This window comes from Embleya sp. NPDC127516 (assembly GCF_044765325.1).
In the GTDB taxonomy this organism is placed as follows: domain Bacteria; phylum Actinomycetota; class Actinomycetes; order Streptomycetales; family Streptomycetaceae; genus Embleya.
The window spans coordinates 176426-191052 of the sequence record NZ_JBIWJT010000021.1 but is presented as its reverse complement, the minus strand read 5'-3'; the positions used below and the strand labels follow the sequence as shown (position 1 = coordinate 191052).

General features: G+C 73.1%; 10 protein-coding genes. 5 read left to right on the top strand and 5 right to left on the bottom strand.

What is annotated here, in order from left to right; genetic code table 11:
• Nucleotides 1–260 precede the first annotated feature (260 nt).
• The gene (locus tag ACIRL2_RS34545; RefSeq protein ID WP_402237486.1) at nt 261–2417 is read left to right on the top strand and encodes an acyl-CoA dehydrogenase family protein; all 2157 of its coding nucleotides are present in this window, start codon (nt 261–263) and stop codon (nt 2415–2417) included.
• Here ACIRL2_RS34545 and ACIRL2_RS34540 read toward each other — a convergent pair.
• Both ACIRL2_RS34540 and ACIRL2_RS34535 read right to left on the bottom strand, forming a co-directional pair.
• Complete coding sequence (locus ACIRL2_RS34540; RefSeq protein ID WP_402237483.1) at nt 2400–5138, bottom strand: AAA family ATPase; 2739 nt, start codon at nt 5136–5138, stop codon at nt 2400–2402. The two genes, ACIRL2_RS34545 and ACIRL2_RS34540, sit on opposite strands and share 18 nt — an antisense overlap.
• A gap of 159 nt (nt 5139–5297) precedes the next feature.
• Nucleotides 5298–5738 (bottom strand): VOC family protein, encoded by a 441-nt coding sequence (locus tag ACIRL2_RS34535; RefSeq protein ID WP_395870288.1) that lies wholly within the window; start codon nt 5736–5738, stop codon nt 5298–5300.
• A gap of 380 nt (nt 5739–6118) precedes the next feature.
• Between ACIRL2_RS34535 and ACIRL2_RS34530 the strand changes: the two genes are divergently transcribed.
• Nucleotides 6119–6751, top strand: a complete 633-nt coding sequence (locus ACIRL2_RS34530) for a polysaccharide deacetylase family protein (RefSeq protein WP_402237481.1) — start codon at nt 6119–6121, stop codon at nt 6749–6751.
• Nucleotides 6752–6839: 88 nt separating this feature from the next.
• Here the strand turns inward: ACIRL2_RS34530 and ACIRL2_RS34525 are convergent, their stop codons facing one another.
• Nucleotides 6840–7559, bottom strand: a complete 720-nt coding sequence (locus tag ACIRL2_RS34525) for a response regulator (protein WP_395870284.1) — start codon at nt 7557–7559, stop codon at nt 6840–6842.
• Complete coding sequence (locus tag ACIRL2_RS34520) at nt 7556–9184, bottom strand: ATP-binding protein (RefSeq protein ID WP_402237478.1); 1629 nt, start codon at nt 9182–9184, stop codon at nt 7556–7558. Before ACIRL2_RS34520 ends, ACIRL2_RS34525 begins: the two co-directional genes overlap by 4 nt.
• Before the next feature lie 257 nt (nt 9185–9441).
• On the opposite strand from ACIRL2_RS34520, the gene dctA reads away from it, so the two are divergent.
• Nucleotides 9442–10899, top strand: a complete 1458-nt coding sequence (gene dctA / locus ACIRL2_RS34515) for a C4-dicarboxylate transporter DctA (protein WP_395870280.1) — start codon at nt 9442–9444, stop codon at nt 10897–10899.
• Nucleotides 10900–10963: 64 nt separating this feature from the next.
• On the opposite strand, the gene ACIRL2_RS34510 is transcribed toward dctA, so the two are convergent.
• A complete protein-coding gene (locus ACIRL2_RS34510) occupies nt 10964–12340 on the bottom strand; it encodes a tannase/feruloyl esterase family alpha/beta hydrolase (protein WP_402237475.1) in 1377 nt (458 codons plus the stop codon).
• 253 nt (nt 12341–12593) lie between these two features.
• Here ACIRL2_RS34510 and ACIRL2_RS34505 point away from each other — a divergent pair, with 253 nt between their 5' ends.
• Nucleotides 12594–13880: a sensor histidine kinase gene (locus ACIRL2_RS34505; protein ID WP_402237472.1), complete on the top strand. Its 1287-nt coding sequence runs from the start codon at nt 12594–12596 to the stop codon at nt 13878–13880.
• Nucleotides 13877–14617, top strand: a complete 741-nt coding sequence (locus tag ACIRL2_RS34500; RefSeq protein WP_395870274.1) for a response regulator — start codon at nt 13877–13879, stop codon at nt 14615–14617. The genes ACIRL2_RS34505 and ACIRL2_RS34500 overlap by 4 nt, the downstream gene beginning before the upstream one ends.
• Nucleotides 14618–14627 lie beyond the last annotated feature (10 nt).

Sequence of the window (14627 nt, the reverse complement as noted above, 5' to 3'; positions counted from 1 at the left end):
GGCAACGGACGAATGTCGCCGGGCACAGGCCGTCTTCGGCGTGCCGACCGCCGACCCCAGCCCGATAGGGGTAACAGTCAGGGGTTCTCCAACTACGTTGCGTGTTCATAGGCTGATCACGCCAACCGGTTGACCGCCGCGTCGACGTGCCCAGCGTCGACGCGGCGATTCCCGGTCGGATCAGAGGCGTTCGCGTGGGCCGCCGGAGGGGATCCGGGCTCGAACGCGCGCCCGGGACACACCGCCGAAGGGAGCGCGCCATGGACGTGTCGTACGGGGACGAGGTCGCGGAATTCGCCGGGAACGCGGCGACCCTGGTCGCCCGGCACTGGGGTCGGGCCGGCGCCGCGCCCACCGGGGAACTGGACCGGCTGTGGGATGTGGGCGCCGTGCACGGCTGGTTCGACCTCGGCGGCACCGACGCGCTCGCCGCCGCGGTCGCCGTGACACGCGAACTGGGCCGGGCCGCTTGCCCATTGCCGGTGCTGGACGCGTTCGTCGCGACCCGGCTGTTCGCCGCCAACATCGGCCTGGCCGGCGCCATCGGGGACGGAGGCATCCGGGTGGCGACCGCGCTTCCGGGCGGCGGCCCGGACGAGGCCGAGGTCGGCGCGGACTGCCTGATCGAGGCCGGCGACGCGGCGACGCACGTCATGCGCCTGCCGTTCGGCGGCGGCCCGGTGGGGCTGTATCGGATCATGGCGGCGGAACCGGTCGAGGGACTGGCGATGCCCAGGTGGTCCCGGGCCCGCCTCGGTCCGGCGCTCGCGTACAGCGCGATCTCGGCGGACCGGACCGACCGGGTCGTGGCCCTGCTGCGGTTGGGCCTGGCCGTACGCGCGTTCGGCGCCGCCGAGCGGGCCGCGACGTCCGCACTGGCCCACGCACGCGCGCGCACCCGATTCGACGCGCGGGTGGGTGCGTTCGGCGCGGTCCGCGAGCGGGCCGTGAACGGCCGGATCGAACTCGACGCGGGCGACCTGCTGATCGCGGACGCGGTGCGCCGGTACGCCGAGGGCGGCACCGACTGGGTGATCGCCGTCGAACTGGCCGTCGCACACGTGCGCCGGATCGCCCCGCGCCTGCGCGCGGACGTGCACCACCCGCCGCTCTCGGCCGATTGTTGCGACGAACACGAGGCACCGTGGCTGTTCCGGCGGGTACATGCCGACCTGGCCTGCCTGGGCGGATTCGGCTCGCCCGGCGGCGAGGTCGCCGATCGCCTGCTCGACGACGACCCGCACACCGGGGCGGAACTTCCGGAACCGCGACTCGGCCCGGACGGGGACGCCCTGCGCAAGGCGTTGAGCAAGGTGGTCGTCGGTCGGCAGACCTGCCCACCGACCGTCGGCGACCCGGGGGACGACCCCGACGCGGTGGCCGAGTTGGCCGAACACGGTTGGTTCGCACTGGGCTGGTCCGCGGCGCACGGCGGCAGCGGCGGCACCCCCGCCGAGCGGTTCGCGCTGCGCCAGGAGGTCTGCCGGCATCGCCTGCCGGTCGTCGACGCGCTGGCCACCGCGACCTTGTTCGGTGGGCCGATAGCCCGGCACGGTACGCCGGAACAGCGCGAGCGGCTGCTGCCCGCGATCCGCCGGGGCGCGCTGCGGATCGCGCCGGCCTACCGGGCCGTGCGCGAGGAGTTCGACCCGGCCGCGGTGCGGGTCGACGCGGTGCGCGACGACGCCGGCGACTGGACGCTGACCGGCGACCGACTGTGGACCGCCGACGCGCATCGGGCCCGGTACCTGTGGCTGGCGGCGCGTACGCAACCGGGCGCCGCGGCGTTGCGGGCCGCCGTCACGGTCTTCCTGGTGCCGCTGGACGCGCCGGGTGTACGGGTGCGGGCATATCGGACCGCGGCGGGGGAGGCGGGCAGCGACGTCCTGCTCGACCGGGTCCGGGTCCCGGACACCGCCAGGATCGGTGCCGTGCACGGTGGTTGGGAGGTGATCACCGACACTTTCGCCGCCGACTCGGCCGTGGCCGGCGACGTCGCGGCCACGCTGCATCGCGGACTGGTCGACCTGCTCGCGCTGCTGCGCGCGGGACCGGGAGCGGCCTCGGCGGCGGGAGCGCGCGGGTCCGCGGCCCGGGCGGCGGTGACCGAACTGGCCGTGCGGATCCAGGCGGTACGCCTGTTGGCGGCGGCAGCGGTGTGCACGCCGGGCGCCGACGACGGCGCGGCGCGCCTGCACGCGCTGACGGCGGGCGCGCTGGGCGGTGAACTGGCGGCGGACTTCGGCGCGATGGTGCTCGAACTGCTCGGTCCGGCCGCCGCGCTGGGCACGGGCACGACGGCCGAGGGGGTGTTCGGACACGGACTGCGCGAGGCGCCGACCGAGAGCCTCGGCGGCGGCGGCGACCTGCGTCGCGGCCTGCTCGCCCGGGCGATGGGGCTACCGGTGCGCGTCTGAGCCGGCGAGATCCGAGCCGGTTCGGTCGGTGGTGGTGGCGATGTGCGGGCACGGCCCGGGTCGATACCGATCCGGGTTCGACCGCAGCAGGCCGGGCAGTTGCCGGCGGTTCTTGATGTCGAGTTTGCGATAGACCCGGGTCAGGTGTTGCTCGACGGTGCTGACCGTGATGAACAACTCCTCGGCGATGCCCCGGTTGCTGTACCCGGACGCGGCCAGCGCGGCGACGCGCTTCTCCGACTCGCTCAGGTCCGCCGCGGCGGCGCCGGCGTTGCCGGCGATCAGGTCGGCGTAGGCGTGCGAGACGTTGCGCGAGCGCGGGCGCGCGCCGCACTCCCGGGTCAGGTGCCAGACCCGGGACTGGAGCGTGGCCGCCCGGGCCGGCTCGGCCCGTGCCCGGTACGACTCGGCGAGCGCCTCCAGGGTGCGGGCCAGTTCCAACGGGTCCTCGGAGCGGCGCAGCGCCTCGACCGCCTGGGCGAGCAGCGCCGGGCGCTCGGCGACGTCGACGGTCATCGCGCGCAGTCGCAGCGTGGTGCCGCGTACCCGGCCGCCACCGGGACCGCACAGGCGTAGTTGCTCCGCCACCAACTGCCGGGCACGGTCGGTCTCGTCGAGGCGCAGCAGGGCCTCGGCGGCATCGGTGCGCCAGGGCACCAGGAACGGTTGGTCCACGTCCCAGGCGTGGGCCAACCACGCCACCTGGAGGAAGTCGGCGAGAGCGGCCCGGACCCGGTCGGTGGCCAGCAGGAAGCGGCCCCGGGCGCGCAGGTAGGCGAGCCCGGGCAAGCCGGCGAACAGGGCCTTGCCGACCGGCTGGTTCACGTGGCGCGCGGCGGCCTCGTAGTCGCCCATCGCGGTGTACACGCAGATCAGGCTCGCCAACGGGCCGCCGAGGAACAGGCTTCCGGCGCGCTCGGGCAGCGCGTCCATCGCATCGAGGGCGTAGGTCTCGGCATCCGGCAACCGGCCCTGACGCAGCGCCGCCTCCGCGCATACCGACCCGAACACGGCCTGCCAGCCCGGGGCTTTTCGGCGGAGCGACTCGGTCAGCAGGGACCGGCCGTGGGCCTCCGCGACGCCCGCGCGATCGTGTTCGATCAACAGGCGCAGCGCCGCGACGAGGGAGGAGAGGGTGACGTCGGTCAACCCGGACACGCGCAACCGCCGCTCGGCCGCCTCGAGACGGTCGGCGTGATCGCGCGGCGGCGCGGCGGGACGCGCGGGGGAAACCCATGGCAGCGGCAGATCGGAGTCGATGTGGTCGACCCATTCCGCGCCGGGGTCGGTGCGTTCCCTGAGCCGGTCGAGGACCTGTCGGGCCGCGTCGAGTCGGCCGTGTGCGAGCAACTGGTGTGCCAGCGGCGTCATGCTCGACACCGGCAGGTCGCCGACCGCCAGCGCGGTCAACGGTTCGCCCAGGCAGCGCTGTTCGGCCGCACCGGGGCTGAGTCGCCAGGTGACCTCGGCGAGCCGCACGTGCGTCTCTGCGCGCAGGGCGGGGTCGCGGCACTGCTCGGCGGCCAGTTCCAGGCACGCGACCGCTCGGCGGGCCCGGTCCCGGCCCAGGGCCTCCTCGGCGGCCTCGCGCAGCACGCGCACCGCCCACGCGTCGTCGTCGGGCACCTCACGGGCGGCGAGCAGATGGGTCGCGATCCGGGCCGCCGCCGCGCCCTCGTGCCGCAGTACGCTCGCCGCGCGGCGGTGCAGCGCGCCGTGTTCGGCCGGATCCAGGCTGTTCGACAGCGCGTTCGCGGCCGCGGGGCGTAAGCGGCCCTCGGTCAGCAGCCCGGCGCCGGCCAACGCGCCCACTGCCTGAGCGGTGGCCTCCGGGGTGGTGCCGGCGAGCCGGCCCAGTACCTCCGCCGACGCGTCGGAGTCCAGCACTGCCGCGGCCTTGGCCACCCGCCACATCCCGGTGCCGCCGCGACGCAGGCAGGTCAGCACGGCTCGGCCGTACGGGCCGCCGGGCGCCGGCACGGGAGTTGCCCCGGATCCGCCCGAGGACCGGGACTCGGCCAGCAGTGCGCGCAGCAACAGGGGGTTGCCGCCGGTGAGTTCGTGGAACTCCGCGGCCCTTTCCGGGCCCGGGGGATCGAACCCCTCGGCCAGCAGGCCGGCCACACCGGTCGGGCTCAACGGGCCGAGCCGGATTCGGCCCAGGGCGGGCAACCGCAGGAACTCGGTGTCCGACTGCGGGTCCGGCAGGGCGAAGTCGAGCGAGCGGGCGAGCAGCACGAGCACGCGTGTCCGGCCGGAGTGCCGGGCCAGATGCAACAGGCATTGCACGGAGGCGACATCGGCGTGGTGCACGTCGTCGACGCACACCAGCACCGGTCGGCGCGACGCGACCTCGTGTACTGCGGTGGTCAATCGCCGGGCCGCACGCGGGGTTTCCCCGTCGTCGACCAGCCGCTCGAGGGCGAGGGCAAGGCGCGGGGGTACGGCCGAACCGTCCCGGAACTGGCCGAGGAGCGCCAGGGGTCGAGCGTCGCCGCCTGCCGGCGCGGTGGCGGACAGCACGGTCGCACCCGCGTTCGCGGCCTGTTCGGCGGCCCAGGCGAGCGTCTCGCTCTTGCCACATCCGACCGCTCCCTCGACCAGGACGATGCCGCCCTGCGCCGCGGCGCACTCCTTCAACGCGGTTTGTAACCTGCCCAGTTCCGGCCCTCGTTCGATGAACTCCATGGCCTCTGCGAGCCCCCATATGTCGGCATGCACACGTTCTCCCACCGGTGCATGAAACCCCGGCCGCGCCGGCCTCGTCAACCATCGGTAACCGGCCACTGACCGGTAGTGACAGTCGAACGGGTTGCTTCCGGCCCCGACCGCCGCGTCGGTGTCGGGGCGGGGCCGCGTCGGGGCCGGGTGGGGTGTCGGTCAGGTTGTCGCCGGGCCGGCGGCGACGCAGAATTCGTTGCCCTCGGGATCGGCCATCACGATGTGGTGGTCGGTGTCCTCGTACAGGACGCTGCCGCCCGCCGCCACCAACCGCGCGGACTCGATCCGGATCCGTTCCCAGCGCTCCTGCGGGGAACCGTGTCCGGGTACCCGGATGTCGAGGTGCAGGCGGTTCTTCGCGGTCTTGGGTTCGGGGACTTTGAGGATCGACAACCGTGGTCCCACACCGTCCGGGTCGCACAACCACGCGGCGTCGTCCACCGACTCGTCCTCCGGCAGATCGAACTGCGCGAACCATTCCTCGCGGGTCTCGAACGGCGCCGGCGGCGGTTCGTCGATGTAGCCCAGAGCGGTCTTCCAGAAGGCCGCCAGGAGCGGTGCGTTCGTGCAATCCAGGGTCAGATCGATGTGTGCTGCCATGCCCGGACCCTAACCCGCCGCGCGGACACCGTCGCCCCGCCACGCGGTCGTTCGGGCCGGGGCGATGATCTTCCAGGGTGTTCTTCATACGACGGCCGGCGCCGTGCGGATGCGGAGGACGGCACGATGGACGTGGGCCGACGTGCGGTGTTGGCGGCTGCCTTGGGCGGGTTGTTGGTGGGGGTGTTCGGAGTCGGGCAAGTCCGCGTCGCCGACGACGACGGCACCGCCGGTCCCGGCGGCGGCTCGACCCGTGCCCGCGGATCCGGACCCGAGCCGCACCGCCGGCCCGCCACCCGTCGGTTCCACCCGGGCGGAGATCATCGCCCGGTACGGCCGGCAGGCGCCCACCGGGTTGGGGCCTGGAGGTGCCGGGAGCGTTGTTCGGGTTGCCGGGCACCGCGAAGGTGGCCGCGCTCACCTCGACGCGTGCGGCGGCAAAGGGGGGCAGCGAGTACGACAAGGCACTGGTCGACCTCCTGCGGGAACGCTCGATACCGGCGACCCTGTTCGTAAACTCCCGATGGGTCGACGAAAACCTCTCCACGCTCGAGCAGTTGGCCGCCGATCCGCACATCGAGATCGCCAACCACGGCACCCGCCACCTGCCGTTGTCGGTGTCCGGGCGCTCCGCCTACGGGATTCCCGGCACCAAGGACGCGGGCGAGGTCTACGACGAGATCTGCGGCAATCGCACCAAGCCCACCGAACTGCTGGGCCGGCCCACGTGGTTCTTCCGCTCCGGGAGGGCCTACTGCGACGATGTCGCGGCGCGCATCGTCACCGACGTCGGCGAACGCTTCGCGGGCTTCCAGGTCAACGCGGACGGCGGCGCCACCTTCACCCCGGAACAGGTGCGCAAGGCGATGCGGGGCATACGCCCGGGCTCGGTCGTGATCGGCCACATGAACCTCCCGCGCGGCGGCACCGCCGCCGGGATCCGCCTGGCCATACCCGAACTCCTGCAGCAGGGCTACACGTTCGTCCGCCTCTCGGACGCCGCCAAGTCCTGACCGACGGGTGACCGCACTACCCGCGAGCGGCGCCGTTCGACAGCTGTCGACCGCGTCGACCGCGTCGGCCGGGGAATTCTCGGCGGGTCTAGCCCGGTGTCGGTGGTTCGGAGGTTGTCGGTTGTGGGGTGTGCCAGCGGTAGACGTACTCGGGGCGCCCGGCGCCGCCGTAGCGCGGTTCGCGGGAGACCAGGCGGCGGGCGGAGAGGTGGTCCAGATAACGGCGCGCGGTCGGGCGGGAGATGCCGAGGGCGTCGGCGATGTCGGCGGCAGAGGTCACCGCGCCGGTGCCCAGGTGCGCGACGATCGCCTCGAACGTCGCGGCGGCCAGGCCCTTGGGCAGCGGCGGCGCGTCGAAGGTCCGGCGCAGCGCGGCGAACGCCTGATCGACCTCCTGCTGTCCGGTGGCGGTCGGCGCGGCGCTCGGCTCGCCGATCCGGCGGCGGTATTCCGCGTAGCCGTCCAGGCGTTCGCGGAACGCGGCGAACGAGAACGGCTTGAGCAGGTATTGCACCACGCCCAGTGACACCGCCGAGCGCACCAGCCGCAGGTCCCGGGCCGAGGTGACGGCGATGACATCGGCGTCGTGACCCTGGGCGCGCATGCTCCGGCACAGGTCCAGGCCGTGCAGGTCCGGGAGGTAGAGGTCGAGCAGGATCAGGTCGACCGGCCGGGTGGACAGCAGGCGCAGTGCCTCGGCGCCGCTGCCGGTGACGCCGACCACGGTGAAACCCGGGACGCGGCCGGTGAAGACCGCGTGCGCCTCGGCCAGGACCGGGTCGTCCTCGACGATCAGGGTGCGGATCACGCTTCCTCCCCCGGGCGTTGGGCGGGCAGTGCGGGCAGCCGGACGGTGAACACCGCGCCGCCGGTGTCGCCGCGGTCGACGTCCACGGTGCCGTCGTGCCGGGCCACCGTGGCACGGACCAGGGCCAGGCCCAGGCCGCGGCCCTGGGATCCGTAGCCCTCCTTGGTGCTCCAACCACGCTCGAACACGCGCGCGGTGAGCGGTTCGTCGATCCCGGGACCGCTGTCCGCGACGCGCAACAGCAGGGCGCCCGCCGCGTCCGGATCCGTGCCGATGGTGACCTGTACGGTGCGCGGCGGCGGCGCGGACACCGCGGCGTCGATCGCGTTGTCGACCAGGTTGCCCAACACGGTGACCAGGTCCCGCGGTTCGAATCGGGCGGCGAGCGCGTCCAGGGGGTCCGCCTCGTCCGCGCCGGCCGGACCGCCGGTCACGGTCAACTGCACGCCGCGTTCGGCGGCCTGCGCGTGCTTGCCGAACAGCAGTGCGGCCAGGGCGGGTTCGTGCACGGCGGCGGTGAGTTCGTCGGCCAGGTCCTGGGCGGCGGCCAGTTCGCCGGTGGCGAACCGGATCGCCTCCTCGCCGCGGCCGAGTTCGACCAGCGCAACGATGGTGTGCAGCCGGTTGCCCGCCTCGTGCGCGGACGCGCGCAGTGCCTCGGCGAAGCCCTTGACCTGGTCGAGTTCGCCGACCAGCGCCCGCAGTTCGGTGTGGTCGCGGAAGGTGGCCACCATCCGACCGTCCCGGCCGGTGGGGCTGATGTTGACGGCGAGCGCGCGGGTGCCGCACAGGTGGATCTCGTCGGTGACGGTGCGGCCGGCGGCGAGTGTTTCGGCCAGCGTGTCGTCCAGGCCCAGGGTCTGCACGGGCCGCCCCTCGGGTGCGGTGGGCAGCGCGAGCAGCCGCACGGCCTCGTCGTTGGCCAGCACCAGTCGGCCGTCGGCGTCCACCACGATCAGGCCCTCGCGCACGGCGTGCAGAACCGCGTCGTGGTGTTCGTACACGCGCCGCAGCTCGACCGGTCCCAGGCCCAGGGTCTGCCGGCGCAGCCGGTGGTGCACCGCCACGCTCGCCGCGCAGGCCACGACCAGCGCGCCGGCGGCGACCGTGAGCACCAGTGGGACGTCCTCGCCGACCAGCGCGTCGACGCGGCGATTGGTGACGCCGACCGAGACGAGCGCGACGGGGCGACCGTCGGCGCCGGCGACCGGGACGACGGCGCGTACGGAGGGGCCCAGCGAGCCGGTGTAGGTCTCCGTCGAGGTCCGCCCGTGGGCCGCGGCGTCGATGTGGCCGAGGAAGGTCTGCCCGATCCTGGCCGGGTCGGGGTGGGTGTAGCGGATGCCGGCGACGCTCATCACCACCACGAAGTCGACGCCGTTCTCCTTGCGGATCTCCTCGGCCATCGGCTGGAGCCGGACGGTCGGGTCGCCGGCGGTCGCGGCCTCGGCGAGGCCGGGCGCACGGGCGAGCGTGCGCGCCACGTCGAGCGCGCGCTCCCGGGCGGTTTCCGCGCCGGACCGGCGCACGGCGTGCACCGCGACACCGGAGCCGGCCGCGACGAGCAGCAGGACGAGGGCGAGCTGCCACAGCAGCACCTGCCGAGCGATGCTCTGGTTGGCCATGCGCGAATTATCACCGGACGCCCGGGCCGTGCCGCAAGAGAGCCACTGGCGGCATTTCACCCGGTTTCCGGCGATTCGGCGGGAATCCAATCGTGCGCGTAATGCGCGTAATCGACGACGGACACCGGTGCCACGCCAATCTACGTCGCGTAACGCGCTGTTTCGCCGATGTTTCCGCCGCCCGCCCGACCGGGCCAGGCCCCGGTGTCGCAGCGTTCCCGTCCGCTCGACCCGACATCCTCCCCGGGAGGCCCCTCATGTCCCAGGTCACCACCACCGACCAGGCCGCCGGCGCGTCCGGCCCACCGCCCGACGAGGCGCCGGCGCGCCGCCCCTGGTACACGCTGCTGTACGTATGGGTCCTGGTCGGCATCGTCGCCGGTGTCGTGGTCGGCGCCGCCTGGCCGCACACCGGTGAGCAGCTTCGCCCGCTGGGCGACACGTTCGTCAACGCGATCAAGATGATCATCACGCCGATCATCTTCGTCACCGTGGTGACCGGCATCGCGGGCGTGGACAGCCTGCGCGGCGCGGGCCGGATCGGCTGGAAGTCGCTGGTCTACTTCGAGGCGCTGACCACCATCGCGCTGATCCTGGGCCTGGTGGTGATGAACGTGCTGCGTCCCGGCGACGGGGTGCACGCCGACGTCGGCTCGATGAAGGTCTCCGAGGCCGCCCAGGGCTACATCGACAAGGGTGAGGCGCAGTCCTGGTGGCACTTCCTCACCGACTTGGTGCCCAGCAGTGTGGTCGGCGCCTTCGCCGACGGCGACGTGCTCAAGGTGTTGTTCTTCGCGGTCCTGTTCGGCATCGCGATCAAGCTGGTCGGGCGCCCGGCGCAGGGCATCGCGATCGGCGTGGAGCGCACCGGCCGGGTGCTGTTCGCGGTGCTGCGGATCGTGATGTACGCGGCGCCGGTCGGCGCGTTCGGCGCGATGGCGTTCACCGTCGGCAAGTACGGGCTCGACACGCTGACCAGCCTGGGCAAGCTGGTGGCGATCTTCTACGGGACGAGCCTGTTCTTCGTCCTGGTGGTACTCGGCCTGGTGATGGCGGCCATCCGGCTGAACATCCTGCACCTGCTGCGGTACATGAAGGACGAACTGCTGATCGTGCTGGGCACCTCTTCCAGCGAGACCGTGTTGCCCCGGGTGATCACCAAGATGGAGAACCTGGGCGTGCCCCGGCAGGTGGCCGGTCTGACCGTGCCCAGCGGGTACTCGTTCAACCTCGACGGGACCTGCATCTACCTGACGCTGGCCGCGCTCTACGTCGCGCAGGCCACCGACACCCCGCTGTCCATGGGGCAACAACTGAGCCTGGTGGCGGTGCTGTTGCTGACCTCCAAGGGTGCGGCCGGGGTGACCGGATCGGGCTTCATCGTGCTGGCCGCGACGTTGTCCACGGTGGGACACGTGCCGGTGGCCGGGATCATGCTGGTGTTCGGCATCGACAAGTTCATGAGCGAGTGCCGGGCGCTGACCAACGTGTGCGGGAACAGCGTGGCCTCGCTGGTGGTGGCCTCGTGGGAGGGTGTGCTGGACCGGGACCGGGCGCGCAAGGTGCTGGCGGGCGAACCGGTCGAGCCGCTCGCCTCCCGTGACCTGGTCGACGCGATCACCGCGACCGCGCCGGTCGAGGAGCCGGCGGTCGCCGCCGGTGGAGTCTCGATCGACAAGCGGGCTCCCGGGGCGCCGGTGGCGACGGCGCACTGAGCGCGGCACCGCCACCCGCGACCGCGCCGAAGGCGGGTCGCGGGTGGCGGCGTGCCGGCTGGGGTCACAACCCGCAGTCGTTGATTCGGTCCGCCTGCTCCGGCGCCGCCGGGACGGTGCGGCTCGCCGGTGGCGGGGTGCCGTTCCGGGTCCATGCGGCCAGCGTGTCGAAGGCCGTGGCGAAGCACGGGGACATCGACTGCACCACCGTCGGCATGGCCCGGTACAGGCCGTCCGCGTGGGTGCCGTTGGTGACCCGGTAGTAGCGGTGCATCCCGCCGCGCCCGGCGTCGTCGACCATCCGCGCGTACACGTCACCACTCCTGGTGATCGGCAACAACGCGTCGAGCGTGCCCTGGAGACTGATCAGCGGACGCTTGATCCGTCCGGTCAGCGACACCTTCTCGATCGCCTCGTGCACGGCGGCGGGGCGATCGGCGTACACGTAGTCGGTGTCGCACCCCTTGATCGTGTTCGGCGGGCAGAACGGCGTGCCGGCCTCCTTCGGGCCGTCGTAGCCGGGATCGACCTCCTCGCGCATGGTGCGCTGGAGCGAGTCCCACAGGTTCCGGTAGTGGAATTCCCAGATCTTCTCGGAGCCGACCGGGTAGCCGGCCGCGTGCATCTCCTCCAGGCCGCCCGGCACGTTGTCGCGGAACTTCGGGTAGGCGCGCAGCGCGGCCGGTGCGGTGTCCAGGATGTTCGGCGAGTCGGGCGTGAACAACACGCCGTGCAATTCGACGCCGCCGGTGAACAGGCCCGGGTTGTTCTCCAACTGCCAGCGCACCAGATAGCCGCCCGCGGACGCGCCCGCCATGTAGGTCGTCGCGGGCCGCCGACCGTAGTGCCGCGCGGCGACCCGCTTGGCGGCCACGGTCAACTGCGCCACCCGCCGGTGCCACTCCGCGATCGCGTCGCCGGGGCGTCGGCCGTCCCGGTAGATCAGCTCGCCGGTGTTGCCCTTGTCGGTGGCCGCGTAGGCGAAGCCCTGCGCGAGCACGTGGTCGGAGATCAGCCGATCGTTGGCGTACTGCTCGCGCAGGCCGGGCGGGCCGGCGACGACCAGGCCGCCGTTCCACTTCTTCGGCAGCCGGATCACGAACTGGCTGTCCTGGTTCCAACCGTGGTTGGTGTTGGTGGTGGAGGTGTCCGGGAAGTAGCCGTCGAGCTGGACGCCCTCGACGCCCGACGGGTTGACCGTGCCGGGCGCCTCCAGGCCGGCCCAGTCGTTCGGGTCGGTGTGTCCGGAGGCGACGGTGCCGGCCGTGGTCAGATCGGCCAGGCATGCGCCGATCACACGCTCCGCGCCGGGTACGCGCACCCTGCACGGCGACGCGGCGATCGAATCGGACTCGGGCACCGCGCTCGCCGCCGTCGAGCCCAGCGTCGCGGCCATCAGCAGCGCGGCGGCGACGGCGAGTGGGCGGGTGGTCTTCAGCAAGGAACTGCCCTTCGTGGAGGGAGGGGGTGGGGAGCCGGAGTCGGCAATGCGAGATTAGGAAGGGCCGGGCACCGGGCCACAGATGCCGAGTGGCCACGACGCGCACAACCCCGGCAGGGGGTACGCGGGGGCCGGCCGAACGGCACATGACCTTCGGCCAAGGTTCGGCACGACCCGCGCCGCGCCGGTCCCGGGCGAGCCGGCCGCGGGTATCGTTCGGCGCACCGCACCGGGATCGAACAGGGGTACCCAGATGACCGCGTCGTCACCGCCGGCCCCGCCCACCGGGTTGTCCCGGCCCATGCCCTGGGTGCCGCCCACGGTGTACGCCGTCGTGCTGATCGGCGGACTGTACGGCGCGGTGATCGAGGCCGGCCCGATCCGACCGCTGCGCTCGGCCGGGTTCGTGGGGTGTCTGCTGCTCCTGATCGCCCTGGATCGGTGGGAGGTACACCGCCACCCGGTCCGCACCCCGCCGCAGCCGGCCGTGTGGTTGCTGATCGGCCGACTCGCGTTGTTCGCGGTGGCGGCCGGCCTCGACCGCTCCGGGGTCTCCCGGGCGCTGTTCGTCCTGGTGCCGATCACCGCCTACTCCGCCTTCGGCCGGCGGGTCGGTGTGGCGCTGAGCGCGGTGTGCGTGGGAATGATCCTGCTCGGCACCCTGCTGCGGGTGCCCGAGTGGTATCTGCGCACCGACATCGTCACCGACCTGCTGATGTCCGGCCTGGGCCTGGTGCTGGCCGTCGCCATGGCCGCGATCGCGGTGGGCGAGCAGGCGGGTCGGGTGCGACTGGAGGACACGTTGGGCGAACTGCGGGATTCGCACGCGCGGTTGGCCGACTACGCGGCGCGGGTCGAGCGGTTGTCGGTGGCTCAGGAACGCAATCGGCTGGCCCGCGAGTTCCACGACGGACTGGGCCACCATCTCACCGCGATCGCAATTCAGTTGGAGAAGGCGTCGGCGTTCCGCGACCTGGACGCCAGGGTCGCCGAGCGGGCGATCACCGACGCGCGCTGGTCGGCAGGCCGAGCGCTCGAGGAAGTCCGGGTGTCGGTACGGGCGTTGCGGGACGAGGGCGAGCCGTTCTCACTGTCGGCGGCGCTCGCGGACCTGGTCCGGCACGTCGACGGCGGGCCGGCCAGGGTGACCCTGGACGTGACCGGCGAGGAGCGCGGCTACCACGTCGAATCGCTCACCGCGCTCTACCGCGCCGCGCAGGAGGGACTGACCAACGCGCATCGGCACGCCGGCGCCGCACACGTCGCGGTGTCCGCCCGGTACGGCGAACGCGAGGCACGGCTGGTGGTGGCCGACGACGGACGCGGCTTCGCGCCCGGCGACGGACGCGGCTTCGCGCCCGGCGACGACCTTGGCGACCGGGTGCCGGGTACCCGGGACGGCTTCGGCCTGCGGGCGATGCGCGAACGGGTCGACCTGCTCGGCGGCCGGGTCGAGGTCGACGCCGCACCCGGGCGGGGCACGGTGGTCACCGTGACCGTGCCGCGCGCTCCGGTGCGCGCCGGGGCGTCGACGCGATGAGCGGCCAGGAGGAGGAAGCGGTCCGGGTGTTGGTGGTCGACGACCAGGAACTGGTGCGCGAGGGTATCGCCTCGCTGCTGGGCATCCAGCCCGGCATCACGGTGATCGGCGCGGTCTCGGACGGTCGTCAGGCGGTGGACACCGCGTGCGCCGAGCATCCGGACGTGATCCTGATGGACGTCCGGATGCCGGTGATGGACGGCGTCACCGCGGTCGCGCTGCTGAGCGAACGCGCGCCGCTGTGCCGGGTGGTCATGCTGACCACGTTCGACGACGACGAGTACGTGGCCGACGCGCTGCGCGCGGGCGCGGTCGGCTACCTGCTCAAGAACCTGCCCTCGGCGCAACTGGCCGCCGCGGTACGGCTGGCCCGCGCCGGCGTCGCCCAACTGGACGCCTCGATCATCCGGCGCCTGGCCGCCGGCCCGATCCGCCCGGACCCGGCGCGTGCCGACGGGCCGGGGCGCCTCGACGAGCCGGGGCGCCCCGACGGGCAGGCGTCGAACAGCGATCGCGAACCGGGGCCGACGCCGGGTCCGGATGCCGACGTGCTGACCGAGCGGGAAAGACAGGTACTGCGACTGATCGCCACCGGATCGACCAATCGCGAGATCGCCGCCCGCCTGTTCCTCAGCGAAGGCACGGTCAAGAACCACATCTCGCGGATCCTGGCCCGCCTGGGCCTGCGTGACCGCACCCACGCGGCGATCTACGCGCACGACCGCGGCCTGTTGTGAGCCCGCCGGT

Excerpts from the sequence above, each read along its gene's own strand:
- ACIRL2_RS34545 (WP_402237486.1), top strand. The coding sequence starts at position 261 with ATGGACGTGTCGTACGGGGACGAGGTCGCGGAATTCGCCGGGAACGCG.
- ACIRL2_RS34535 (WP_395870288.1), bottom strand. The coding sequence starts at position 5,738 with ATGGCAGCACACATCGATCTGACCCTGGATTGCACGAACGCACCGCTC.
- ACIRL2_RS34520 (WP_402237478.1), bottom strand. The coding sequence starts at position 9,184 with ATGGCCAACCAGAGCATCGCTCGGCAGGTGCTGCTGTGGCAGCTCGCC.
- dctA (WP_395870280.1), top strand. The coding sequence starts at position 9,442 with ATGTCCCAGGTCACCACCACCGACCAGGCCGCCGGCGCGTCCGGCCCA.
- ACIRL2_RS34505 (WP_402237472.1), top strand. The coding sequence starts at position 12,594 with ATGACCGCGTCGTCACCGCCGGCCCCGCCCACCGGGTTGTCCCGGCCC.
- ACIRL2_RS34500 (WP_395870274.1), top strand. The coding sequence starts at position 13,877 with ATGAGCGGCCAGGAGGAGGAAGCGGTCCGGGTGTTGGTGGTCGACGAC.